The sequence below is a fragment of the Alteromonas sp. V450 genome (assembly GCF_001885075.1).
In the GTDB taxonomy this organism is placed as follows: domain Bacteria; phylum Pseudomonadota; class Gammaproteobacteria; order Enterobacterales; family Alteromonadaceae; genus Alteromonas.
Map to the genome: position 1 here is coordinate 3,603,732 of NZ_MODU01000004.1, position 25,326 is coordinate 3,629,057.

General features: G+C 45.6%; 21 protein-coding genes. 18 read left to right on the forward strand and 3 right to left on the reverse strand.

Annotated elements, in window-relative coordinates; translation table 11 throughout:
- Nucleotides 1-12 precede the first annotated feature (12 nt).
- The 16 genes from BK026_RS15865 (at nt 13) to tldD (ending at nt 18,626) form a co-directional block, all read left to right on the forward strand.
- Nucleotides 13-498 (forward strand): hypothetical protein, encoded by a 486-nt coding sequence (locus tag BK026_RS15865; RefSeq protein ID WP_071816718.1) that lies wholly within the window; start codon nt 13-15, stop codon nt 496-498.
- Between the two features lie 47 nt (nt 499-545).
- A complete protein-coding gene (locus tag BK026_RS15870) occupies nt 546-1,133 on the forward strand; it encodes a prepilin-type N-terminal cleavage/methylation domain-containing protein (RefSeq protein ID WP_071816719.1) in 588 nt (195 codons plus the stop codon).
- A gap of 22 nt (nt 1,134-1,155) precedes the next feature.
- Nucleotides 1,156-1,653: a prepilin-type N-terminal cleavage/methylation domain-containing protein gene (locus tag BK026_RS15875; RefSeq protein ID WP_071817716.1), complete on the forward strand. Its 498-nt coding sequence runs from the start codon at nt 1,156-1,158 to the stop codon at nt 1,651-1,653.
- A 4-nt stretch (nt 1,654-1,657) separates the two neighbouring features.
- The gene (locus BK026_RS15880; protein WP_071816720.1) at nt 1,658-2,119 is read left to right on the forward strand and encodes a type II secretion system protein; all 462 of its coding nucleotides are present in this window, start codon (nt 1,658-1,660) and stop codon (nt 2,117-2,119) included.
- Nucleotides 2,109-2,612 (forward strand): agglutinin biogenesis protein MshD, encoded by a 504-nt coding sequence (locus tag BK026_RS15885; protein ID WP_071816721.1) that lies wholly within the window; start codon nt 2,109-2,111, stop codon nt 2,610-2,612. Before BK026_RS15880 ends, BK026_RS15885 begins: the two co-directional genes overlap by 11 nt.
- On the forward strand, nt 2,612-3,349 hold the full coding sequence (locus BK026_RS15890) for a type II secretion system protein J (RefSeq protein ID WP_071816722.1): 738 nt from the start codon (nt 2,612-2,614) through the stop codon (nt 3,347-3,349). The genes BK026_RS15885 and BK026_RS15890 overlap by 1 nt, the downstream gene beginning before the upstream one ends.
- Entirely contained in the window at nt 3,339-3,797 is a 459-nt protein-coding gene (locus BK026_RS15895; RefSeq protein ID WP_071816723.1) for an agglutinin biogenesis protein MshP, read from the forward strand. The genes BK026_RS15890 and BK026_RS15895 overlap by 11 nt, the downstream gene beginning before the upstream one ends.
- Nucleotides 3,797-7,546 (forward strand): H-type lectin domain-containing protein, encoded by a 3,750-nt coding sequence (locus BK026_RS15900; protein WP_143142136.1) that lies wholly within the window; start codon nt 3,797-3,799, stop codon nt 7,544-7,546. The genes BK026_RS15895 and BK026_RS15900 overlap by 1 nt, the downstream gene beginning before the upstream one ends.
- A gap of 260 nt (nt 7,547-7,806) precedes the next feature.
- A complete protein-coding gene (locus BK026_RS15905) occupies nt 7,807-8,850 on the forward strand; it encodes a rod shape-determining protein (protein ID WP_071816724.1) in 1,044 nt (347 codons plus the stop codon).
- 36 nt (nt 8,851-8,886) lie between these two features.
- Nucleotides 8,887-9,792, forward strand: a complete 906-nt coding sequence (gene mreC, locus BK026_RS15910) for a rod shape-determining protein MreC (RefSeq protein ID WP_071817718.1) — start codon at nt 8,887-8,889, stop codon at nt 9,790-9,792.
- Nucleotides 9,785-10,261: a rod shape-determining protein MreD gene (gene mreD / locus BK026_RS15915; RefSeq protein WP_071816725.1), complete on the forward strand. Its 477-nt coding sequence runs from the start codon at nt 9,785-9,787 to the stop codon at nt 10,259-10,261. The genes mreC and mreD overlap by 8 nt, the downstream gene beginning before the upstream one ends.
- Before the next feature lie 36 nt (nt 10,262-10,297).
- Nucleotides 10,298-10,888 (forward strand): nucleoside triphosphate pyrophosphatase, encoded by a 591-nt coding sequence (locus BK026_RS15920; protein WP_071816726.1) that lies wholly within the window; start codon nt 10,298-10,300, stop codon nt 10,886-10,888.
- Entirely contained in the window at nt 10,885-12,351 is a 1,467-nt protein-coding gene (gene rng, locus BK026_RS15925; RefSeq protein ID WP_071816727.1) for a ribonuclease G, read from the forward strand. Before BK026_RS15920 ends, rng begins: the two co-directional genes overlap by 4 nt.
- A 27-nt stretch (nt 12,352-12,378) precedes the next feature.
- Complete coding sequence (locus BK026_RS15930; RefSeq protein ID WP_071816728.1) at nt 12,379-16,380, forward strand: YhdP family protein; 4,002 nt, start codon at nt 12,379-12,381, stop codon at nt 16,378-16,380.
- Nucleotides 16,373-17,191: a carbon-nitrogen hydrolase family protein gene (locus tag BK026_RS15935; RefSeq protein ID WP_071816729.1), complete on the forward strand. Its 819-nt coding sequence runs from the start codon at nt 16,373-16,375 to the stop codon at nt 17,189-17,191. The genes BK026_RS15930 and BK026_RS15935 overlap by 8 nt, the downstream gene beginning before the upstream one ends.
- Nucleotides 17,184-18,626, forward strand: coding sequence for a metalloprotease TldD (gene tldD / locus BK026_RS15940; RefSeq protein ID WP_071816730.1), 1,443 nt, complete (start codon nt 17,184-17,186; stop codon nt 18,624-18,626). The genes BK026_RS15935 and tldD overlap by 8 nt, the downstream gene beginning before the upstream one ends.
- A gap of 105 nt (nt 18,627-18,731) precedes the next feature.
- On the opposite strand, the gene BK026_RS15945 is transcribed toward tldD, so the two are convergent.
- A complete protein-coding gene (locus BK026_RS15945; RefSeq protein ID WP_071816731.1) occupies nt 18,732-19,160 on the reverse strand; it encodes a hypothetical protein in 429 nt (142 codons plus the stop codon).
- A gap of 63 nt (nt 19,161-19,223) precedes the next feature.
- Nucleotides 19,224-19,781 (reverse strand): ribosome biogenesis factor YjgA, encoded by a 558-nt coding sequence (gene yjgA / locus BK026_RS15950; protein ID WP_071816732.1) that lies wholly within the window; start codon nt 19,779-19,781, stop codon nt 19,224-19,226.
- Between the two features lie 72 nt (nt 19,782-19,853).
- Between yjgA and pmbA the strand changes: the two genes are divergently transcribed.
- Nucleotides 19,854-21,185: a metalloprotease PmbA gene (pmbA, locus tag BK026_RS15955; protein ID WP_071816733.1), complete on the forward strand. Its 1,332-nt coding sequence runs from the start codon at nt 19,854-19,856 to the stop codon at nt 21,183-21,185.
- On the opposite strand, the gene BK026_RS15960 is transcribed toward pmbA, so the two are convergent.
- Entirely contained in the window at nt 21,182-22,036 is an 855-nt protein-coding gene (locus BK026_RS15960) for an AraC family transcriptional regulator (protein WP_071816734.1), read from the reverse strand. The genes pmbA and BK026_RS15960 overlap by 4 nt on opposite strands.
- Before the next feature lie 104 nt (nt 22,037-22,140).
- On the opposite strand from BK026_RS15960, the gene BK026_RS15965 reads away from it, so the two are divergent.
- Nucleotides 22,141-25,260 (forward strand): beta-galactosidase, encoded by a 3,120-nt coding sequence (locus BK026_RS15965; protein WP_071816735.1) that lies wholly within the window; start codon nt 22,141-22,143, stop codon nt 25,258-25,260.
- The last annotated feature ends 66 nt before the right edge of the window (nt 25,261-25,326 follow it).

Here is a 25,326-nt window from a genome sequence, read left to right on the forward strand (position 1 = left end):
ACGAGGTAAAACATGTCGAACGAGAAGACTGGTTTACTGAAGTTTATTGTGGTTGGTGTATCAATATTTATCGTTATTGCTGCGCAATTGCTTTACGTAATGCCGCTAGTAGAAGAAGCGCGGCAGATTAATAAAAGCAATGCAAGAGTACAGTTTCAGCGAATGGTTACACTTGCTCGGGCGCAATGGATAAAGAGTAAGAAAAATATCGTGACCATCTATGCAACGCGCATTGCGGAAGATGGACACATTTTTCAGGACAAGACGACCGGCACGGCGCTGCATGTTAATAAGCAAGGCTGGCCTGAAGGTCATGCTTCGAAGAGACGTAACAACTGTCAGTATTTGCTTTCTTTGTCAGCACCTGAAGCAATAAAAGATGCAAAATTGATACGCGCGTCAGACAAATACGAAAGTGGATTTTTACAATGTACTTTCTTTTTAGATGGCGAAGTGTGGTTTCAATACTTCGCTGAAAACGGTGTGGTAACGGCGTAAAACACGTTTTAATTCGGGCGAAAATATATCGCTATAGAGGAGTTTATATGAAAGTGAAGCAACACGGTTTTACACTTATAGAGCTGATCATTGTTGTTATTATTTTAGGTTTATTAGCTGCCACTGCGCTTCCTCGTTTCATCGACGTGACTGACGAGGCAAGAGAAGCGAGTGTTGAAGGTGTTGCCGGCGGTTTTGCGGCTGCTGTAGGACTTGTTCGTGCTCAATGGGAAGTAGAAGGGCGCCCAAGCGGTAATAACGGCAGTGAAAACAGTACGTTGGTAACGTATGACCAAACTCAGGTTGGCGTTGATGGAAACATTGGTTATCCAACGGGCAGCATCTCTGGCAGTACGCTTGTGGGTTCTGTAGACAACCAAGAGTGTAAAAATGTATTTGATTTGATACTACAGTCTGCGCCAACTAATACCGTTTCAACCAGCGATGACGTAGTGTCTGAATTTCGCTATGCCGTTCGCTCCGATACGTCAGGTGCGAATACCACATGCGTTTATTATTTAGTCGAGTCTATAGGACTACCTAATACAAGCGCGCCAGCTAATGGCGTGCCTGACGGCGCAAACCTTGATGGCTTTACCTACAACCCGGCAACAGGCCAAGTAACTGTATTTTAATTAACACGAAGGAAATATGACTATGCAAAAAGTGTCTATGCAAAAAGGTTTCACCTTAATTGAGTTAATTATTGTTATTGTGCTTTTGGGCATCCTAGCAGTAACGGCAGCTCCTAAATTCCTTAACCTGCAAGACGATGCGCGTGACGCAACCCTTGAAGGAATAAGAGGTTCACTTGAAACATCAACGTCGGTTGTAAATGGAAAAGCGCTCATTAATAGCGTGTCTGGAACAAGTGATACGCCAGCGACGTTAAACGTGGGTACGGGTAACGTTACGGTTGTTAATGGTTACCCAGAAGCGACGGCAGCGAATATGCAGGCACTGCTTGATATCGATGCGGATGATTTTGGCATTGCTGCAATTACTGGTGCGGTATTGATATACGCAAAAGGTTATAGCAACTATTCAGTCGCTGCAAATGCACCCGACGCCTCAGGTGCGAAATGTACAGTTGAATTCACTACGTCTGCTGGCGAAGGGCAGCGTCCAGAAATCGTTGTGAATAGCTGCGTTTAGTAATGTGAAAAACGGCGGTTTTACGTTTGTAGAACTCGTTATTACCATATTGATCATCGGGGTTCTGGCAGTAACTGCAGTTCCCCGATATCTGGGTAGTGACGACGAAGATGCAATAGCGCTTCGCGACAGAGCGTTGCAATTTATACACAACATGCAGCTGCGCGCGATGCAAAATGTGCGCGATATCAGCTGTGTAAAAATTACTGCAAAGATTATCGCCCCGCCTCTTAACCATAATTGCGCAAACGGTTTGTCTACCAACTTCGATGATGATCAGGTGGTCAATGCCTCAGACACAGACTTTATTTTTCAAGCCGTGGATGAGAACGGCAATAGCTTTTCACAAATTAGCTTCGATGGATTAGGCAAGCCTAACAACATAGCTTGCGCAAGCGTTTGCCGTATTCAGGTGGAGCAGTTCGCTGTATGTCTGCAAAGTGAAGGCGCTATTTATGCGTGCTAAGACCGGTATAAATGCGCAAGGCTTCACGTTACTTGAGCTCGTTTTTGGTATTGTGGTGTTTACCATTAGCCTAACGGTGGTACTTACACTTATTGTTCCCCAAGCTGCGCAAACCGCTGAACCTTTACGGCAGGTAAAAGCAGCTAAGCTTGGGCAATCTCTGATGAATGACATCTTAAGTCGCTCTTTTGATGAGTTGAGCGACAGCGGCCCGCCATTTGAAAGTTGCATTGAAAAAGGCGCATGTACGTCGTCATTAGGCCCCGAGGAGTCAGATGAAGCAGATTATGACGACGTTGACGACTACAATGGGTTTTCCGTATCTGATGTAGGCGGCATATATTCTCAGTTTAGTTATACCGTTCTCGTTGAATACGATACGAGTATTGATGATGCAGCATTTGACTCTCAACAATACAAACGTATCGATATCGCAGTGACGGCCCCGGATGGCGAGGTTTATCGTTTTAGCGCTTTCAGGGGAAGTTACTAATGAGGAGACCGACCAAGATAAAGGGTTTTACGCTTGTCGAGCTGATATTAGTTATAACCATTCTTGGCGTTATCAGTGTGTCAATTGTTCAGGTGATCGCGATTAGCGCCGAAATTTATATGACAGGGGCAGAACGCGCGAGGCTGGTTGCCCAAGCTCGATTTACCATTTTGCGCTTAGAAAAAGAAATTCGAAACACTGTACCAAATTCGATCACATTTGATGCTGCTTCCGGCTGTCTTTCATACTATCCGATAAAGGTAAGCGGAACGTATGTTGAAGATGCATTTCAAAATCCATTAAGAGCGGTTGTTTTTGACGCATCAATCAATGATGGCGATAGCCTGGTGATTTACCCTACCAGCCCGCAAAGTATAACCGACAATGGCCGGCGTATAGATGTGGCTACGGTAGACTTGAGTAAGCCTGCAGTGCCAGCTCAAATGGACTTGCTGCTAAACGCTCCCAACACCCAAACATCGCCGGGTAAGCGCTTTTTTGTGTATGACGATCAAGTGTCTATATGTTTGGCTTCAAATGCACAAGGCAATGTGCTTCAACGAACACAAAGTGGACAATCAGGCCTGTTAGCGACAAATATTACTCGTTGGGAAGCAAACGTGGTAACCGCAGACCTTAAAAGAAACGGATTAATAGCGCTTAGCTTAACGTTTGAAGGAAACGATAACGAGCAACTATCTGTTCAACATGAGGTACATTTCCCTAATGTTCCCTAAACGCGTTCGTTCAGTAAAAGTATTAGTCAACTCTCCTTTTCGCCAGAAAGGTGCAACAACAATTGTTGCTGTAATAATTAGTATTGTGCTACTCACGTTAGGCATAGCGCTATCAAACCAAATTTCATCGACCATTAGACAGCAATCGATAGAGTATTATGGCGCTAGAGCATATTTAGCAGCACAAACCGGGTTAGAGGTGGCGGTTTCCCGTTTGGTAGAAGCTGGCGATACCTCTTGCCCTCTAAGTGAGGAACTTTCAACAGAAAGTCCAAGTGTAGATAACTGCACAATAATTCTATCGTGTCGTGCAAGTGAAATTATTGATGAGCCGGAAGTGAGCTCGGGCGAGATTATTGTATATTTGCTTGCTTCAGAAGCGAGTTGTTCGTTCGCTCAGCTTGAAACATCTAGGCGGTTAGCTGTTGAAATAAGGCAGGAACAGTAATGCAAAACATCATGAACTTAGTTATGCGCTGTTTGTTTATAGCACTATTGATATTTTCCTTGAGTGTGAAGGCCGTACCTCAAATAGAAGGAAGATTCATAGAGCTTCAAAATACATACAACAAGGCTGAATGGACGACTATTAGTTTCTCTCAAGTATACGATGAACCTCCCGCTGTGTTTATGCTATCGACTAATCAGGGGGGAAACCCTGCTATCGTTAAAATTCGTAACGTCACGCGCACGGGTTTTGAAGCGCTTCCTTTAGAGCCGTCAGGTGAGGACGGCCCTCATATCACTATGGGTGGGCATTATTTGGCTATTGCTTATGGCGTTCACGAATTCCCCAATGGAGACATTGTTGAAGTTGGAAAAATGGAGTTAGATAGCACTACCGTTCAAGCGTCACCAAACTCTCCTTGGTACTTAGAAAATGGCGGCGTGCTTTTACCGGGGCAAGAAGCGTCGCGTTACGCTCAAGTGCCTTTACAAACTGACTTCGGCGAGCAGCCGGTATTTTTCCATTCTATTCAAACAGTGAATAATCAGGTCGATGTTAGAGGAGAGTCGCCGCCAAATACATACCTTTTGCCCTTTTTGACCGTTGCTGCCAAATATGATGCGGTAGGCAGCAACCAGACTCCTCCAACAGTATCAACAGAGCAGGCATATTTCATTGCTCTTGAGGCGTCTGAAACCGAATTCTCTCCTGTGACAAGAAGTGAAACGGTTGCTTACATGGCCACTACCGAGGGCTTCGATCGCAGATTTTTTGACGATAGTGGCGTTGAAGTGGTGTGGGAGGCCAGTTTTGCTGAGACAAAGATTAGGGGTTGGAGTGATGGTTGTTTCAGAAATAATTTTAAAAATAACTACGCACAAACCCCACTTGTTGCGGCCAGTAAGATTTCGCGAAATGGTACTGATGGAGGGTGGCTGCGCAGTTGTGGTTTAGATAGCAACCGGTTGGGCCTTAGAGTTGACGAAGACCGCAGCAGAGACAATGAGCGTAATCACGACCCTGAAGACGCGAGTATTCTGGCGATGACATCGGAATTCGTGTTCAGTGGTGAATTTCCAAGTTGTGAAGAAGCTTTTCCCGGTGCGCTCGCTACTTTCAATGGTAGCGGTATTTTTCTTGCCGCACGTAGTCGCATATTTGATGATAATAACGGAGCGCTAACGACAATTAGCGTTGACACCGACGCAACAGGTAATGGTGCTAATCGACCTAAGTGTGGGGTGAATGCGGTTAACTGTTTCCCCACCAATACTGATGCTTTAACTGCATCTCAGGCCAGAGCTATTCCTTCAATCACTATTGATGATGGGACGCAAACACTGTCTCCAGGAGAATTAGCCGGTGACTATTATTTTAAGCGCGCAGCCGTAAACATGGGGTTGGGTGTTTATAATGTTATTGCTCCCACTCGTATATATATTGATGATCCTGGCAACAACCCTGCGCAAGCATCTACTTTATTTACCATGCTTAATGCATCGATTACTGTCTCAGAAGGAGCCTATTTAGCCATTTATGTTAACGGAGACGTAATCATTGATGGCTCAAATCCGCGTGCCATTGTTTATGCGACGGGCAACATATCATTTTTCAACCTTACAGGTGAAACTATTGAAGGAACATTTACCGCGGGTGGCGGTATTGACGCTCCTGCAGCGCTGAGTCTTGTGCAGAGAGATGTTCCCAACAATATCCCGGGTATCTGTGGCAGAGAAGTCATTGAAGTACTCAATCACTATCGCTTTGAGTTAGCCGATAATAGAGGCAGCAGTTGTGCCGCCAAAGAGGTCACAATAAAAGCATGTGCTGACGTAAATTGTGATTTGCTTTATTCACAAAGTGCCACCGTTGGCCTACTTCCAAGTAGTAATAATTTCGTATGGTCACCAAGTGATAATGTGTCTTTTATTGGGCAAACCTCTGTCACCATTGATAGCGCAAACGGCAATAACCCTACCTTGGCCACATCTGGAGAAACGCCTTCGGCTCAGTTACGCTGTTTTATTGGTGGCAACGAGGTTAATTTAGATAATTGCAAAATTAACTTTGCAGCGGACGGACTGGTATTTAAAAATGTTACGGATAACGATGAGACTATTCAAACACAAATATCAGGGAAGCCATCAGATACTGGTTTTAATAGTAAAAACTATGCAATAGAAGCCTGCGGCAACACTGATTTACTTCGAAATCAAACCATAGATGTGGCTATAAACTACAATTGCGCTAGTGCCAGTAACTGTTCGAATACATTGATATTTAGCAACAGCGGTAACGATTATCCCATTGGGTTGGCGGCCCAGACATTCCCCATTCAGTTCGATAATGACTCGCGCGCGAGCTTTTCTATACAGTACCCCGATGCAGGCGAAATATCCCTAAGCGCGCAGTTGGCAGAAAGAAGCGCTATCTCGGGCTCATCAAATACGTTTATTGTACGTCCTTTCGGATTTGCAATGGACGTCCTTAATGATTCGGGAAGCGGCAGTAACCCAGATGGCTTTGCGATAAACGCAAATGGTTCTTTACTGAAACGAACCGGTGAAAACTTTGTTTTAGGGGTTCGCAGTGTTCAATGGGTAGAAGGAGAAGATAGTGATGATAATGGCGTGCCAGATGACTTCTCCCTTCTTAATAACAATTTATCGGCAGACCACTATTTCGGCACAGTAACGCTAACACCAAGCACGACATTGCCGTCAGGGGGGGCTGTAGGCGTACTTTCAGGTGCTGAATCTGGTATTGTTTTCAATGATGAAAGCACGCTGACAACAACCGTTAACTACAGCGAAGTAGGTATTCTTGCCATCGCGGCAGAAAGTGACTATTTATCAACAGAGCCCGTGCTCGGTCGTTTAGAAAACGTAGGCCGCTTCGCACCCGCTAACTTTTCTGTATCAGGTAATGTTGAGCCTGCTTGTAGCGTAGATAGTTCGTTTACTTATTTTGGACAGCCACTTGAAAGCGTCAGCTATTCGTTAGCAGCGTTGAATCACTTAGGTGCGGTTACTCAAAACTATTACGGCGGCTTTGACAAACTAGCGCCCGTGTCGCTTCAACTTGATCATGCCAGTGGTTTATTCAATCGCTTTGTGAACGTGGATCCTGTAGCGTGGCCACAATCAGGGGCGACGGGCGTCATTTCATTTACTGATTCGGATATCGTTTTCTCCCGCTTGAGTGACAATATTGATGATGTTGATGGACCGTTTCTGGATTCGTCAGTCGTTCTTCTATTTGATAGTGAGTTAGTTGAAGGGGCGACAGTGAACAATGCATCATGTGACGCAACCTGCATTGCTTCAATCGCAAACAATGTTGATTTTGCCTACGGACGAGCGACACTAACGAATAACTACGGTGCCGCAGATCAGGCACTATTATTGCCCTTGAAGACGCAATACTGGAATGGTGATAATTGGCGTATGAACTTCCGCGATAGTTGCACTGAGTTTTCAAGTAGCAACGTAATTGATAATTCGGGCGACCTCGTGGTCACAGAAAACGGAACGCTTTCTCAAGGCGGCTATGATGGAACTGAAGGACTGAGAGTGCGTTCACCAAACGGCGCAGGAAATTTTGACGTAAACTATTCTCCCAGCAGCTGGCTTCTATGGGACTGGGACGGAGATGAGGTTGCAGATAACCCACCAAGTGCAACGCTTACCTATGGTGTATTTAGAGGAAGCGATGACATTATTTACAAAAGAGAAGAAATCAACAATTAGAAATTGAACCTTCCTTAATTGAGGCGGTCACTAAATGCAGTGTGTCAAAATGATTTGCACGTTTTATGCGTTTAGTGCGCTGTCCATTTTCAGTATTTTAGCAGTGAACGGTATAGTTATTTTGGCACTATATTAAGGCATTACTTGCCCAAATTTGCCCCCATTGTTAAAGTGTGCGAATAAATATCGACTTCATGTTAAAGCGTCGTCATCTCACCTTTGCAAAAACGCGTTAACACAAGAACAGGAATACACTCTTCATGTTTAAAAAGCTTCGAGGCATGTTCTCTAATGATCTGTCCATCGACCTCGGAACAGCTAATACGCTGATTTATGTTAAAGACCAGGGTATCGTGCTAAATGAACCCTCAGTTGTAGCTATTCGACAAGAGCGTGCTGCCGGGCCGAAAAGCGTTGCCGCGGTGGGCGCAGACGCAAAGCGAATGCTTGGTCGTACTCCAGGCAACATACGTGCTATCAGACCGATGAAAGACGGGGTTATCGCCGACTTTTATGTTACGGAAAAAATGCTTCAACATTTTATTAAGCAGGTGCACGACAACAACTTTTTGCGCCCAAGCCCACGAGTATTGGTGTGCGTGCCATGTGGGTCAACCCAAGTTGAGCGACGCGCAATCAAAGAGTCTGCGCTAGGTGCAGGGGCACGCGAAGTTTACCTTATTGATGAGCCAATGGCGGCAGCCATCGGTGCTGGTTTGCCGGTATCCGAAGCTACGGGATCTATGGTAGTTGATATTGGTGGTGGTACCACTGAAGTTGCCATTATTTCACTTAACGGTGTGGTTTATTCATCATCCGTACGCATCGGTGGCGACAAGTTTGACGAAGCTATTATTAACTATATCCGACGTAATTTCGGCTCACTGATAGGTGAATCGACGGCTGAGCGAATAAAGCATGAAATTGGTGCTGCATATCCGGGTGAAGAAGTTCGCGAGATTGAAGTACGTGGTCGTAACCTTGCTGAAGGTGTGCCTCGCGGCTTTACACTAAATTCAAACGAAATTTTAGAAGCGCTACAGGAGCCGCTTACCGGTATAGTTTCAGCGGTAATGGTGGCACTTGAACAGTCTCCACCAGAGTTGGCGTCAGATATTTCGGAGCGTGGTATGGTGCTTACTGGTGGTGGCGCCCTATTAAAAGACTTAGACAGACTATTGATGGAGGAAACGGGTATACCGGTGGTAATTGCCGATGATCCGTTAACTTGTGTAGCACGTGGCGGCGGTAAGGCATTCGACATGATAGACCTTCACGGCGGTGACCTGTTTAGCTACGAATAAATAGGAATGGCAACCGCAAGGTTGCCTTCTTTTTTCATGGATACAATTTTTACTCGCGGTCCATCGCTTAATAATCGACTGGCACTGGCATTGATATTGTCGGTGTTGTTGATATTTGTTGATTTTAAACTCGATGGTTTTAAGTCAACACGGGTTTATTTGAATTCATTGATGAGTCCATTGCAATATCTCGCGAATCTTCCGGGGCTTATGCTGAACAAAAGTGCTCAGCGCTTCACCTCTCAAGAGCAGTTGCTCGCCGAAAATCAAAAATTAAATAATCAGCTGCTACTAATGAGCGAAAAGCTTCAGCAGTTTGACGTCATTATGCAAGAAAACTCTTATCTGAGAGATTTATTGCAAACCTCTGCACGCTCTGATTCACGCAAAATGGTAGCCGAGTTGATGGCCGTTGATAAAAATCCTTACAGTCAACAGGTCGTGATTAACAAAGGTGCGATTGATGGCGTTTATTTATCTCAACCGGTACTCGACGATAAGGGTGTTGTTGGTCAAGTGATGGAAGTGGGCTCGACGAACAGTCGTGTGCTGTTAATTGCTGATGTAACGCATGCCATACCCGTACGTTCATTGCGAAACAACATTCGCTTTATTGCGACGGGCAGCGGCGCACTGAACGAATTATATTTAGAGCATGTCCCGCATAGTGTTGATATTGAGGTTGGCGATACATTGATTTCCTCTGGGTTAGGAAAAGTCTTCCCAGAGGGATACCCGGTTGCAAGAGTGTCACAGGTCATACGTGATGAGAGTCGTCCTTTCGCGCGTGTTGTCGTAACCCCTTTAGCTCAGTTAGATCGACTTCGTCACCTTTTATTGCTATGGAAAGAGTCCTCTGCAATCGACGACGATAGCATTGAAGAAAAAGATCGGGGTGCGGAGAAAAACGCAAGTGCGACAAAAGAGGTAACGAATGCGTAAACGTAACCTCCTAATTTGGTTATGTATTGTCGTAGCCTTGGTTCTGCAGATAGTACCGCTGCCAACGCAAGTAGACGTATACCGTCCTGATTGGGTGTTAGTGGTATTGGCCTATTGGAGCATGGCACTGCCAAACAGAGTAAACGTGGGTGTAGCCTTTGTTACTGGGGTTGCGATGGATGTGTTGGTTGGCACCACGCTTGGTATCCATAGTCTTGGCTTGAGTTTGAGTGTTTACATATTGGCGGCTAACTACCAACGCTTACGTAACTATTCAGTTTGGCAACAAGCCATTATTATTGGTTTGCTGTCATCTCTTTATCATCTGTTAACCTTCTGGGTGCAGCACTTGTTAACTGATATATATTTCCAAGTAAATTATCTATGGCCTGTGTTGACGTCTATGGTGTTGTGGCCGTGGGTTTTTTGGTTGTTAAGGCGGACTAGACGTCAGTTTTCAATTTCTTAGATTCGCTCTCTAGCGCGCTATCCCAAAGGTAATTTTATGACCAAACCCGTTGTGTTGGCATCAGCCTCTCCAAGGCGTACCGCTTTACTCAAACAAATGCAAATACCGCACATTGTTTTTCCAGCAGATATAGACGAGTCGCCCCAGCCGAATGAAACACCGCTAGCACTTGTTTCACGCCTTGCATCAGAAAAAGCAGTGGCTGTGAAAGCCAAGCTTATTGCCAGCGGGCAATATGATGCTAACTCAGTTATTTTGGCAAGCGACACGTTAATATCATTTTGCGGTACGAGCGTAGGTAAGCCAACTGACAAAGCAGATTCAAAGCGTATTTTGAAAATGCTTTCGGGCAAAACTCATGAAGTGCTAACGTCAATTAGCGTATTAAGTAATGTAAAGCAAAATACGCAAGTTGTTACCACATCTGTGACTTTTGCAGCATTGACGGATGAGCAAATTGACGCATACTGGGAAACAGGAGAACCTGCTGACAAAGCAGGGAGTTACGCTATTCAGGGTATTGGGGGTGAATTTGTAGTGTCTATTAACGGCAGTGCGAGTGCCGTAATAGGTCTACCACTTTACGAAACCCGCCAATTACTTAATGCATTTGGAGTTGTGTCGTGAGTGCTGAGCTGCTTATTAATGTTACCCCGTCAGAGTCTCGGGTGGCGCTTATTGAAAACGGAATACTGCAAGAAATTCACGTAGAACGCCATACGAAACGTGGTTTGGTTGGCAATATCTATCGCGGTAAAGTAAGTCGCGTATTACCTGGCATGCAGGCAGCATTCGTCGATATTGGTTTGGAAAAGGCCGCGTTCTTGCACGCCTCTGACATTGTCATTCACAATGAAATTGCAGAAGAAGTATCGGCAAGCCATATCCAAAAGCAAGACATTCGCGAGTTGGTAAGAGACGGTCAAGATATCGTGGTTCAGGTGGTGAAAGATCCCATCGGTACCAAAGGTGCTCGCCTCACTACAGACATTACCATTCCCAGCCGTTATCTTGTATTTATGCCGTCGGTAACTCATGTTGGTGTATCTCAACGCATTGAAGAAGAGACAGAAAGAGAGCGCTTAAAGTCGCTGGTACAAGAATTTTGCGATGAAAATGGCGGCTTCATTCTGCGCACTGCGGCTGAAGGTGTAGGTAAAAACGAATTGCAGTCAGACGCAGCGTTTTTGCGAAGACTATGGGATAAAATTCAGTCGCGTATGAAAAAGCGCAAGTCGAACGTACTATACGAAGACTTACCGCTGGCACGACGGGTGCTGCGCGACTTTGTTGGTACAGAGCTTGACAGAATTCGTATCGATTCGAAGCTTTCATTCAATGAACTTCACCAGTTCACCAAAGAGTATGTGCCTGAAATGAACGGCAAGCTCGAATACTACCCAGGTGATAGACCTATTTTTGACTTATACGATGTGGAAAACGAGGCGCAGCGAGCCTTGGAGCGTCGCGTCGATTTAAAGTCTGGCGGCTACTTGATCATCGATCAAACCGAAGCAATGACCACCATTGATATTAATACGGGCGCTTTTGTTGGTCATCGGAACTTAGAGGAAACGATTTTCAACACCAATATCGAGGCGACGCAGGCGATTGCCCGTCAGTTGAGGTTGCGCAACTTGGGAGGGATGATCCTTATCGACTTCATCGATATGATTGAACCAGACCACAAACGACGTGTCTTACATTCATTAGAGGTGGCGACAAACAAGGACAGAGCCAAGATAAATATTCACGGTTTTACAGCGCTAGGGCTTATTGAAATGACCCGTAAACGCACCCGTGAGAGCATTGAGCATGTTCTGTGTGGAGAATGTCCAGTCTGTAAAGGACGAGGCACGGTAAAAACCATTGAAACCATCTGCTTTGAAATTATGCGAGAAATTGTGAGGGTGAATCGGGCCTACGACGCAGATAAATTTGTGGTGTATGCCTCACCCAAGGTGGCAGAGGCCTTAATGGGTGAAGAATCTCATATGCTGGCAGAACTAGAAGTGTTTGTGTCGAAACAAATCAAAGTTCAAACAGAAACACTGTACAATCAGGATAAGTACGACGTCGTCATGATGTAATGCATTAAATTATACGAAAGGCAAAATGTGACAAATTTTTCGTCGGCAGCCGCTTATCTACTTAAGAAGTTTTGGCTGCTACTTGCCGTGTTGCTTGTACTTTTCGCGCTTATTTTAAGTGCTGCACGCTATGCTCTTCCGCATATTGAGCACAACAAACATTTGTTGGAAAATTATATAAATGAGCAATATGGCGTTAGTTTATCTATAGAGAGCGTTCACGCGGTTTGGCAACGAAACGGGCCCAGTATCGTTCTCAATTCGGTATCACTTGCAAAAGATGACGCGTCTCCTGTTGCACTCGACATCCGACAAATATACGTAGAACTCGATTTTTGGGAGTCTTTACGGCTTCGCTTAATATCTTCTACACGATTTGAACTGCGTGGTATGAACGTTGACATAGACGCTGATCGATTGTCTGATAGCGGAAAAAATACCTTTCCAGTGATTAATGCGCTTGAAAGGTTATTTCTAGAGCAGCTACAAAGCTTTTCCTTAGAAGACGGCAAAGTTACGCTTTCGTTTTCAAATGACGTTAGTTCCTTCGATATAGAAAGTCTATCTTGGAATAATCAAGACGAACGACACCAAGGCCTTGGCAAGGTAAAAGTTGCAGATATAGCTGCCAACTCAGCATCATTTATCGTTGATATAAACGGTACGCGTGAAAAGTTTGATGGTGTACTTTACGCGAAAGCAGAAGAACTTGATATTTCCCCTTGGGTTAGTGATTTAATAAAAACTAAACGTCCACTTGCTAAAAGCCGCGCAAACTTTGAATTGTGGACAAATTTTACCGATAGTGAAATTACTAGTGTACAGGCCGAATTGGATAACAGTCTGTTGCAGTGGGGTAATGAAGCTGCAAAAACGGTAACGGGTATCACTGGCGGCAGCCTTCAGGCTTTACCGAATACCGAAAGTAAGTTTAACGAGTGGAATGTAAGAGTTGACCAGTTGGTGCTCAATTCAAGTAATGAAACGCTTACTACTGACCTTATTGGCAGCATAAATGCAAACGGCGATATTTTGGTCAACACCGTGAAGCCAGTGCAAATAAATCCATTCTTATTGCTATTGCCATTGTTCATGGATGACACCAGTGAAGAGGAGATCCGCGCTCTCAATCCAAAAGGCGAGTTAGCGACATTACAAGTACAATGGCACAATGGACATCCCTCTCTAGCCGCTAAAGTACTGGATTTGCAGTGGGCCAAAACTGATAAAGTTCCGGGTCTTTCATCCCTCGATGCCGACCTTTTTTGGTACAAGAATAACGGTGCTGTTTACTTAGAAAGTCAGGATAGTGTGCTAAGTGCTAATGGCGTTATTAAAAAAGACGTCAATATAAACCAGCTTAAATCGCAGTTTTATATCTATCCAGAGCAGGTCGATAGCGAAAACAAACAGTGGGTGATAAAAGGCAGCGATATGCTGTTCGATAGCGATGCAATTATCCTCAATCCGCAGTTCAAACTAAATACGGCAACGGGGTTCATGTCGCTTTATGTTGATATAAGCCCTTTAGCCTTAAATGAAGTCAGCAGCTTATTTCCTGTTTCTTTAATGGGGGCTAATACCGACAAATACCTCAGCCGTGCGTTTACAGGAAATGGAGATATCGCAAATGCACGCGTACTATGGCATGGCCGCATGAGTGATTTTCCGTTTAAAGATAATACCGGCATTTTTCAGGCTTATGTTGATATTGAGCAGGCGGATTTTATTTTTGCGCCTGACTGGCCGGCACTGAATAACTTAGATCTGTCTTTGTTTTTTGTAAACAGTGCATTAGTGATGGAAAGCCCAAGTGCAACGCTTGCTGGTATGAAAATAAGTAACATGTCAGCTGCCATTCCACGCTTTAGTCCAGATGCTCGCCTAGTTATCTATGCTACTGGCACTGGTACAGGGGATGCGCTAACCGCGTTAATGATGGATTCGTCCCTTAAAAACTCTTTAGGCAAAGTACTAAATGAAGAAGTACAAATTAGCGGGCCGCTATCTGCCGATATAAAGCTTGATATTCCGTTTAAAGGTAAAGACGTAGTGGCATCGGGAACAGCACATTTATCGGATAATCCGGTTTTAGTTGCGACCACCAATATGCTATTTGACAAGGCATCGGGAGACATATCTTTTGTTAATGGCGATATAGACGCAAGTGGGCTACAGGCGCAGTTTCTTAAACAGCCGGTGAATTTGTCACTATCAGGTAGGCAGGGCGACACGTACGATCTAAATGTAGAGTTAGGTGGACGATGGCATGTACATCCGCTGGCAAACTACGTGAATACGGATCTCACCGAATACATTGACGGTGAGAGTGATTGGAACACTACAGTCGACTTGATGCTATCAAGCAGTGGCTTTAACTATTCCGCTACTTTAACCGCAGACTTAACGGCGACACAAAGTGTGTTGCCTGCCCCCTTCGATACGCCAGCAGGCAGCAGTCTACCGCTTCGTATAATCAGTAAAGGTAACGGAACTGCATCAAACGTTGAGGCGTCACTTGGTGATGATATCCGTTTTGACGGCGTACTTCCGCACAAAGAAATGCAGTTTTCACGCGCACATTTGGCACTTGGCGAAAGTGATATAACCAATATCGGTACAGGTTTTAGTATTAGTGCGAATTTAGCTCAAGCAGATGTGCAAGAATGGTTTACCACTATCAATATGTTAGTTTCTGGCAAAGGAAAAGATACCAGCACTAGCATTGAGAAAGCACTTGCTCAATCCAGTAGCCAATCAAATGAAAGCGAGGGCAAAAGAGCGAATCTATTCGGTACTCCGTCGCGAATATTCGCAAAAGCTGACAAGCTTAATTTTACGGGTCACAGTATTAAAGATGCACAGCTTAGCGCAACAGAGCGCAACAAAGATTGGATCTTAGACTTAGCGTCGCCCCAGGCAAGAGCCACTATTCGTATTAATAGCGACCTAGATGAGCAAGGCATTGAAATAAATGCCGATTACTTGTCGTTAGAGAAGCCAATTGAAATAGAGGTGACACCAACGGCCAATACAGAGAGCAACGTCGAGTTGGTAACAAATAGGACTATGCCAAAAGAAAAGGGCGAGTCGCCCTATAATATCGACCCGAATACGCTCCCGCCCATTTATTTTTATTGTCAGTCCTGCGGCGTGCACGGCATCGATTTAGGTGAAGTTACCTTAGACATTGCGAAGGAAGAGAATGGTTTAGCCATTCGTCAGCTTCTAGTGAAATCGGATGAAACTAACGTTACTGCAACGGGTTATTGGAAGCACATGGGAGGCGAGATACAAAGCGCGTTAAACGGCACGTTAACGTCTCCCGACGTTGGGCAGATGCTAAAAGAGTACGGTGTTGAATCGGGCATAAAAGATTCCAGTGCAAACGTTGTGTTTGATATCACTTGGCCAAACGCGCCGATGGACTTCGGGTTTGAACAGCTTAACGGTAATGTTGAGTGGTCGCTGTCAGATGGGTATCTAACTGAGTTAAGTGACAAAGGTTCACGTATATTCACCCTATTTAGCTTGAACTCGTTAGTACGAAAGTTGAGCCTTGATTTTCGAGACGTTTTTGCGAAGGGGTTTTTCTATGACGATATGAGCGGAACGTTAAGCATTGTGGATGGCAAAGCGTATACCGACGATACTGAAATTGACGGCGGCGCGGGTGAGATAGAGATAACGGGTTACACCGACCTCAATACCGGAGGGCTAAACTACAACGTGTCGTTTGCGCCAAACGTAACTGGAAACTTACCGTTTTTAGTCTATTTCTTGGCTACACCGCCCACTGCACTAGCTGCTCTCGCCATTGACCAAGTGTTAACCTCTGCGAAAGTCATTTCAAATGTGAACTATCGGGTGACGGGCACCATAAAAGAACCTAAATTTGATGAAGTTGAGCGCAACAGCAAAGACATTAGCTTACCTGCGCAAAATGCCCCTGTGCCGGCCAATCCGCAAGACAGGCCATTAACGGAAGATGACGTTCGCAGGCTTAAAATGGAGGTGATCGATGGTTAACTTAGTTGCACTACAAATGACATCTGCGCCAAGCGTAAAAGAAAATCTCGACACCGTTGCAAATGAGATGGCATCGGCAAAAATTGAAAAAGACAGTTTAGTTGTGCTTCCAGAGTGCTTCGCCTACTTCGGCGGTAAAGACAAAGGTCAACTTGCCGTGGCTGAAACAAAAGGTGATGGCATTATTCAGCGCCGTTTATCAGCGCTCGCTGCAGAGCATCATTGCTATCTGGTTTCGGGCACGTTTCCTCTAAAAACCAACAATCCAGAGAAGTTTTCGGCAGCCTGCATGCTGTTTGGCCCTAATGGCGATGTGTTAGCAGACTATCGCAAAATTCATATGTTTGATGTATCGGTCAACGACAACACAGGCAGTTATCGTGAGTCGGCAACAACCGAAGCAGGGGATACGGTAGTGACTGTTGAAACGCCAATAGGCAACATTGGTCTTTCGGTGTGCTATGATGTACGCTTTCCAGGGTTATTCACTGCAATGGGCGATATCGATATTTTGGTGTTGCCCGCGGCCTTTACCCAGCGCACCGGAGAAGCCCACTGGCACGCGTTATTGCAAGCCAGAGCCATCGAGAAGCAGTGCTTCGTGGTAGCGGCAAATCAAAGTGGTGTGCATGCAAATGGCCGCGAAACATACGGTCACAGTATTATACTGTCGCCTTGGGGCGAGACCCTTGCCGAACGTAAAACCGACGTGGGGTTTGTATCGGCAAAAGTAGATATTGCAGAAAGAGAAACCATCAAACAGAATATGCCGGTTGCCGAACATAACCGATTCAGGAGTCACTTTGTCTAAATCTGTTGAGCGTCATTTATTATCTGACTCAGGGCTAGATATCACTAAGCTAGAGCGTGCTTTAGCGACTATTCATCGTCACGATACCGACTATGCCGATTTATATTTTCAGTCAAGCCAGCACGAAAGCTGGGTGCTTGAAGACGGCATTATAAAAGAAGGCAGCTATAACATAGAGCGCGGCGTAGGCGTGCGGGCTATTAGCGGCGAGAAAACGGGGTTCGCTTATTCCGACGAAATAAGCGAAGAAGCGTTGACCAAAGCGTGCAAAGCAGCACGTGGTATAGCGCCAAGTGGCGGTACACAGCAGGTTGCTTCACTAGGCCAAAAAACAGTGCAAGCGCGATACAGCGAAAATAACCCGATTCTTGCGATGCAAGACGCTGAGAAAATATCGTTATTAAAAGCCGTCGATGCTTATATTCGCAAACAAGAGCCGTCTGCCAATCAGGTAGTGGTGAGTTTAAGCGGTGTGTATGAAGAAATTTTAGTTGCTGGCAGTGACGGTACGCTGGCTACCGACATTCGCCCGCTGGTGCGCTTGAACTGCTCGGTATTGCTAGAACAAGGTGATAGACGTGAACGTGGTTCTGCAGGTGCAGGTGGTCGTTACGCCTACTCTTTCTTTAAACAAGACGAAAACGGCAAACCGTATTACGAAACCTTGGCAGAAGATGCCCTTCACATGGCACGCGTTAATATGCAGGCTGTGGCGTCACCGGCAGGCGCTATGCCTGTAGTACTAGGTAACGGTTGGCCTGGTGTATTGCTTCACGAAGCGGTAGGGCATGGTCTTGAAGGTGACTTTAACCGTAAGGGTGCATCAACATTTAGTGGCCGTATTGGTCAGCGCGTAGCAGCAAAAGGCGTGACGGTTGTTGACGATGGCACATTAAACGACCGTCGTGGCTCGTTGTCAGTCGACGATGAAGGCACACCAACAGCGCATAACGTGCTTATTGAAGATGGCATCTTGAAAGGTTATATGCAGGATAAACACAACGCCAAACTTATGGGCGTTGCACCTACCGGAAACGGTCGTCGTGAATCCTATGCGCACTTACCTATGCCCCGCATGACGAATACTTACATGTTGGAAGGCCAACACGATCCGCAGGAAATTATCGCGTCTATCGACAAAGGTATTTACGCACCGAACTTTGCTGGTGGGCAAGTCGACATTACGTCTGGCAAATTCGTATTTTCTAGCGCGGAAGCCTACTTAATTGAAAACGGTAAAATTACTGCACCGGTAAAAGGGGCTACCTTAATCGGTAACGGTCCAGAGGTTATGCAAAAAATCTCGATGATTGGCAACGACACTGCCCTGGATAAAGGCGTGGGTGTATGCGGTAAAGATGGTCAAAGCGTGCCGGTGGGTGTAGGGCAGCCTACACTTAAAATTGACGAATTGACGGTGGGTGGTACGGCTTAATTCAGCTCAAACCTGTACACTGGAAAACTAAAAAAGGTTGGGCCTAGGCACCAACCTTTTTTTGTATGTGAGTTTTTGATCTATAGGGACTGATGTAAGTCTTGGCTAGCTTTCAAATCCCTTTTCATTCAACCACTCAATAGCATCTTCCTCGTTGGTAAAAATACCTAGTTCAAGGCCTGCTTTATCGTAAATTCTTTGAAATTGCGCTCTCACAATTGGCTGCACGGTTGTATCACCAATAACGAGCGCACCTAGCTTCATACCGTGCTTTGCACGCCATTCAATTGAACGCTGTAGTTCTGCCTCGCCTGCCTTAGTAAGAAGGGCTGAGCCATGCAAAAAACCTAAAAACGCCCAACGATCTCCATCAAAGCTGTTAATTACATCCATCATATCGCGTGCGTAACGTTCAATGGCTGCAGCATCAGCCATGCCCTCAGCCGACACGCCAACTATGCTGCCAAGCACAGCAATTTGATACTGACCATACTTACTTTTTAGCTTCGCGTTAGGGTTAGAAAAAATTTTCATACTACCCCCTCATATTGATACTGAACTGGATGCAGACGCTAAAACTACTCTAAGTGTAGACCATTAATCTTCGTGAATAACGTCTTTCAAATACTGAAACAGCTCTCTGAATGCTCTGGGCGGCGCATTTTTTTCACGCTCTTTCTTAATTTGGCGGTGATATTGGCGCAGCTTTTGGCGGTCAAGTTCAGGGTGGGCTTCAATCAGCTTTTGAATAGCAGGGTCACCCTGCTCAATGACGGCTTCACGGGCTTTCTCTAATGCGTGAAAGGCCGCATTGCTTGCCTGATGCTGATGGGTAATTTTAGCCAACGCCTCTTCAATAGGCGCGGTGTCTCGCTGGCGCAATACCTTGCCGATAAACTGAAGCTGGCGGCGGTAACCGTCTTTTTTCTTGTTTACTTTGCGGGCAATAGCCACCGCGTCAGCAAGCTCTTCATCCATAGGAATTGTAGCAATGTGAGCATCGGTTAAGTTAACCAAGGTTTCACCTAGCTTGTGAAGTTCTTTAGCTTGACGCTTCAGCTCAGTTTTACTGATTAATTCTTCCTCTTCGAACTCATCTGCTTGCGCATCTTCGAAGTAAGGATCTTCAGGAGAATTGTATTTCTGATCACTCATTTCAAACTCATTAGTGTTACACTTTAGCTAAATTGTAACTATCACAGTCGAATTAAGACAGCGAAACTTACTATGCAAATTGAGCAGCAGTTAGCAGACATTCAAAATGTCGTAGATGATGTACTGAAATTAGCCCTTTCTAAAGGCGCAACACAAGCCGAAGCCAGCATGTCCAAAGTACAGGGCATCGCCGTTTCTTCACGTATGCAAGAAGTTGAAAACGTTGAATTTACCAACGACGGTGGCTTAGGTATAAGCGTATACGTAGGCAAGCGAAAGGGGAGTGCGTCTACCGCAGATCTGAGCAAAGCAGCGCTAACACTCGCGGTAGAAAAAGCCGTAGATATTGCACGCTATACCAGCGAAGATCCTTGTACCGGTTTGGCTGACGCCGACCTTATCGCCACAGAATTTCCTGATTTAGACCTGTATCACCCTGAAGAGTTAGATACTGAAAAGGCCATTAAAACTGCTATTGAAGCCGAAACGGCAGCAATGAATTACGACTCGCGCATTACTAATTCAGATGGCGCGTCGTACAACGCAAATTTAGGTATGCGCGTGTACGGCAATACTCATGGCATTAATGCTGGTTATACTAGCAGCCGTTATTCATTAAGCTGTATGGTTATTGGCGCACAAGATGACGACATGCAGCGCGATTACGCTTACACGGTAAGTCGTAAAGCTTCTTTGCTGCAATCAGCCAGTGCTGTGGGTATCGAAGCCGCTAAAGCTACCGTAGACCGTTTAGGCGCCCGTAAAATTAACACGGCCAACGTGCCTGTGCTTTTACACCGCGACATCGCATCTAGCTTGTTTGGCCATTATGTAGGGGCCATTAGCGGTGGTAGCCTTTACCGTCGCTCTAGTTTCTTGCTAGATAGCTTGGGTAAACAAGTTTTTCCTGAATGGCTTAATATTGAAGAACGTCCGTTCATTAAAGGCGGCTTAGCAAGCTCAAGCTTCGATAACGAAGGCGTGGCATGCTCTGACATGACCATTGTAGATGCGGGTAAACTGGCCACATATCTTTATACCACTTACTCGTCGCGCAAATTAAACACCCGCTCGAATGGCCACGCTGGTGGTATTCATAACTGGCTAGTAGGCGATACTGGCCATAGCGACGCCGAATTGCTTAAAGAAATGGGCACAGGTTTGTTTGTAACCGAGCTGATGGGGCAGGGCGTTAACGGTGTGACAGGTGACTACTCACGCGGCGCAGCGGGATACTGGGTTGAAAATGGCATCATCCAATACCCAGTTCACGAGGTAACGATTGCTGGCAACCTTAAAGATATGTTTAAAGGCATTGTGGCAATTGGCGCTGAAAAAGATGTGCGCGGTAGTGTACAGACTGGTTCTGTACTTATTGACCAAATGAAAATAGCGGGAAGTTAGCCCTCGCTTTCTCGAAACGCTGAAGGAGACAGCCCGGTGGACTTCTTAAAGCGTTTCGAGAACGTAAATACATTTGCGTAACCCACATAACTGGCGATATAGGATACGGGCCACTGCGTGCTTAGTAATAAGCTTTTGGCTCGTGTCATACGCAGATGGATAACGTGTTGTTTTGGGCTTCGCCCAAACACTTGTAAGCACAGCCTGTGAAGGTGAGGGGCAGAATAATGGGCTTTCTCACTTAAGCTTTCCATATCCCAATCAAACTGAAGCTGTTTTTCAACTGCAGAAAAAAGGCTGTGTAGTCTGCTTACCTGGCGTCGTTCTTTCTCATCGTGAGTATGTACGTCACTCAAAGGCGCATCAATAATACGATACAGATATTTAGACACAACTTGCATCGCTGAATTTCGATTCTCGACGTCACGCTCTAAATACAAAAGTTCCATTGCATGATGTAGCCCTTCCAGCATGGCGTTTTCTATTATCACCGCGCCACGCTTATTAAATGGTGTCCAGCGTTCGGAGTCTGCCAGGTTTACCCAAATAATATCCCATTGCTCACTGACTATTGTGACTTCGAAACTTTGCCCAGCGGGTAAAATAATTAGCTGTCCTTCAGCTAACAGCATCTCGCCTGAAGGGACACGAAACTTTCCTTGCCCATGTATGCTGTAAAACAAGGTGTGGTTAGGAGGCGAAACGCGACCTACCATATAGTTGCCTGATAAGTTAGAGCATCCTGCTAGTTCAATCTCTAGGTCACTGATTTCAGGCGCGTTACTACTATCAATAAAGCGTTCAAAGCACTTAGGGCCTATGTCTACAATGTCTCTGAAGCTAAGTTGCATAAATGTAAAATGATAGTTTTGGATAAATATATGAAAGATTAGAGCATAAAGGATTTAATGAAAGTTAGCTATATTGCGCTTAACCAAAAAGTAAAGGATATGACATGCTTAATGTTGCGCAAGTAGTGGCTCAAAACGATTGGCAAAACCCGGTTGTATTTCAGAGAAATCGCATCAATGCCCACAGTCCACATCACGGATATAAAACGCTAAAAGACGCATTGCACAATACCAATGCGCAAAAGCGTAGTTTAAACGGTCAGTGGGATTTCCGTTTATTTGAAGCTCCAGCAAACGTACCTGAAAGCCTGCTTTCTAAAACATTAAGTGATGACGAGTCTGCTAATTGGCAGCCTATTGCGGTGCCTTCTAACTGGCAGCTGCAAGGTCACGACAAACCGATTTACTGTAACGTTAAATATCCCTTCGCGGTGAACCCTCCAGTGGTTCCCAAGGAAAATCCAACGGGTTGCTACCGAACAACGTTCAACGTTACCAAGGATGAGTTAAAGCAGCGCAATCATATTGTCTTTGAAGGGGTAAATAGCGCGTTTCACTTGTGGTGCAACGGCGAATACGTAGGCTATTCCCAAGACAGTCGACTACCGGCTGAATTCGATTTGTCCGGCTACTTGGTTGAAGGTGAAAACCGACTAGCGGTAATGGTTATCCGATGGTCAGACGGCAGCTACTTAGAAGATCAGGACATGTGGTGGCTTAGCGGTATCTTCCGCGACGTGAATTTAGTCACCAAGCCTCAGCATCACATTCAAGATGTGTTTGTCACGCCAAGCCTTGACGCGTGCTACCGCGACGCTACGGTTTCAGTTCGTACAGCTATCAATGCGCCGTCTTCATTTAAAGTGGGTATCCAGCTTTTTGATGGCGATAACGCTGTCACCGAACAAGTCATTACCGGCACTAACAATAAGCGTATTGATGAAAAGGGCGGTTGGGATGATGTAGTTTTTCAAACGCTTAATGTGAAAGAGCCCAAACACTGGACTGCTGAAACCCCTAATTTGTACCGCATTGTGGTGTCGCTTATTGATGATCATGGCAACGCCGTCGATGTTGAGGCCTACAATGTTGGTTTTAGAAACGTTGAAATGAAAAACGGCCAGCTATTGGTTAATGGTAAGGCCGTGCTTATTCGCGGGGTAAACCGACATGAGCATCATCAGTTAAAAGGTCATGCGATCAACGAAGATGACATGCTTGAAGACATTAAGCTATTAAAGCAAAACAACTTCAATGCTGTGCGTACTGCACATTACCCTAATCATCCGCGCTGGTATGAGCTTTGTGACGAATATGGGCTTTATGTGGTAGATGAAGCGAATATTGAAACCCATGGTATGTTCCCAATGGGAAGACTTTCTCGCGACCCACTTTGGGCCGGTGCTTACATGGCGCGCTTCACCCAAATGGTCGAGCGAGACAAAAACCACCCTTGTATTATTATCTGGTCGTTAGGTAACGAGTGTGGTCATGGGCCCACCCACGACGCCATGTATGGCTGGGCAAAGTCATTTGACTCATCGCGCCCTGTACAGTACGAAGGCGGCGGCGCTGATACTTCGGCTACCGACATTATTGCGCCTATGTACGCAAGAGTTGATACTGACATTAAGGACGATGCTGTACCTAAATGGGCCATTAAAAAGTGGTTGTCTATGCCGGGTGAAAACCGCCCCGTTATTTTATGTGAGTACGCCCATGCTATGGGTAACAGCTTGGGCAGCTTTGACGAATATTGGAAAGCATTTAAAGAGTATCCGAGCCTTCAAGGCGGCTTTATCTGGGACTGGGTTGACCAAGGGTTAACTAAGTACACTGACAGTGGTGAAGCATACTGGGCTTACGGTGGCGACTTTGGTGATATCGATAACGATCGTCAGTTCTGTATTAACGGATTGCTGTTCCCAGACAGAACGCCACACCCCCACTTGTTTGAAGCAAAGTATTGTCAGCAGCACTTAAGTTTTTCGCTGGTTGAAAAAGACAACAAGTTTGAGCTTTCAGTAAGCAGCGATTACCTGTTTAGACGCACGGACAATGAGTTGTTGCGTTGGCAAGTGCTAGAAAACGGAAAACCGATTGCTGAAGCAACGGGCGAATGCGAAATCGATATAGCGCCACAACAAACACAAACGCTCAGCCTTACCCCAGATATTACGTTTAAAGCAGGCGCTGACTACCACTTAAATATTGATGTGGTACTGGCGAATGACTGCCCGTGGGCGAATGCGGGGCATGTTATGGACACAGCCCAGTTAGCGCTGGTCAATAAGCGTGGAATAGTGTCGTTTTCTTTTGATGATAACGACACAGCTAACGGCACAAGTGAGTTATCAATTGAAGCTCAAGACGGAATGGTGCTGGTACGTGCGCTAAACAACGTATTTAGCTTTAATAGTGAAAGCGGGCTATTAACCTCGTGGCTTCAAGACGCAGAGGAGGCACTTAGCACGCCGCTAGAAGATAACTTCTTCAGAGCGCCGCTAGATAACGACATTGGGGTAAGTGAAGTTGATAATCCCGACCCTAATGCGTGGGAGTCTCGCTGGCGTCGTGCTGGAATTGGTGAATGGACGCGCACTTGCACGGGCGTAAACGTTGAGCAGGGCGCGCAAGACGTGCGCATAACATCGTTATTTGAATATCACCATGTAGAAAAGCTGGTGGCGGCGACTAAATGGATTTATATCGTTAACGCGCAGGCCGAGCTTTCGGTAGAAGTAGAGGTGCTATTAGACGATTCTTTACCGCCGATGCCGCGTATTGGTATGCAAACGGCAGTGCCTGTATCGCAGGAGAATATGCCAGTAACCTGGCAAGGACGAGGGCCGTTTGAGAACTACCCAGATAGAAAAGCGGCGACGCGCTATGGTCACTACACGTTACCTATCAGCGATATGCAAACACGTTATATATTCCCTACAGACAATGGTTTGCGCAGTGACTGTAAAGCGTTGGCTCTTGGCAGCGTAACAGCAAGCGGGCACTTTCACTTCAGCGTAAGTGAATATGGGCAGGCACAGTTAGATGAGGCAAAACACACCTGTGATTTAACACCTCAAGACTGTGTATTTGTGTATATCGATTGTGCGCATATGGGCGTGGGCGGCGATGACTCGTGGAGCCCAAGTACACATAAAGCGTTCTTATTGGAAGAAAAGTACTACCGCTATTCGGTTTGCTTTAATGCCAAAGCCAAATAACACCAAGTGTGAAGAAAAGTGTTCAATCACCAATTATTTGCTTTGATATACCGCGGTATAACCAAG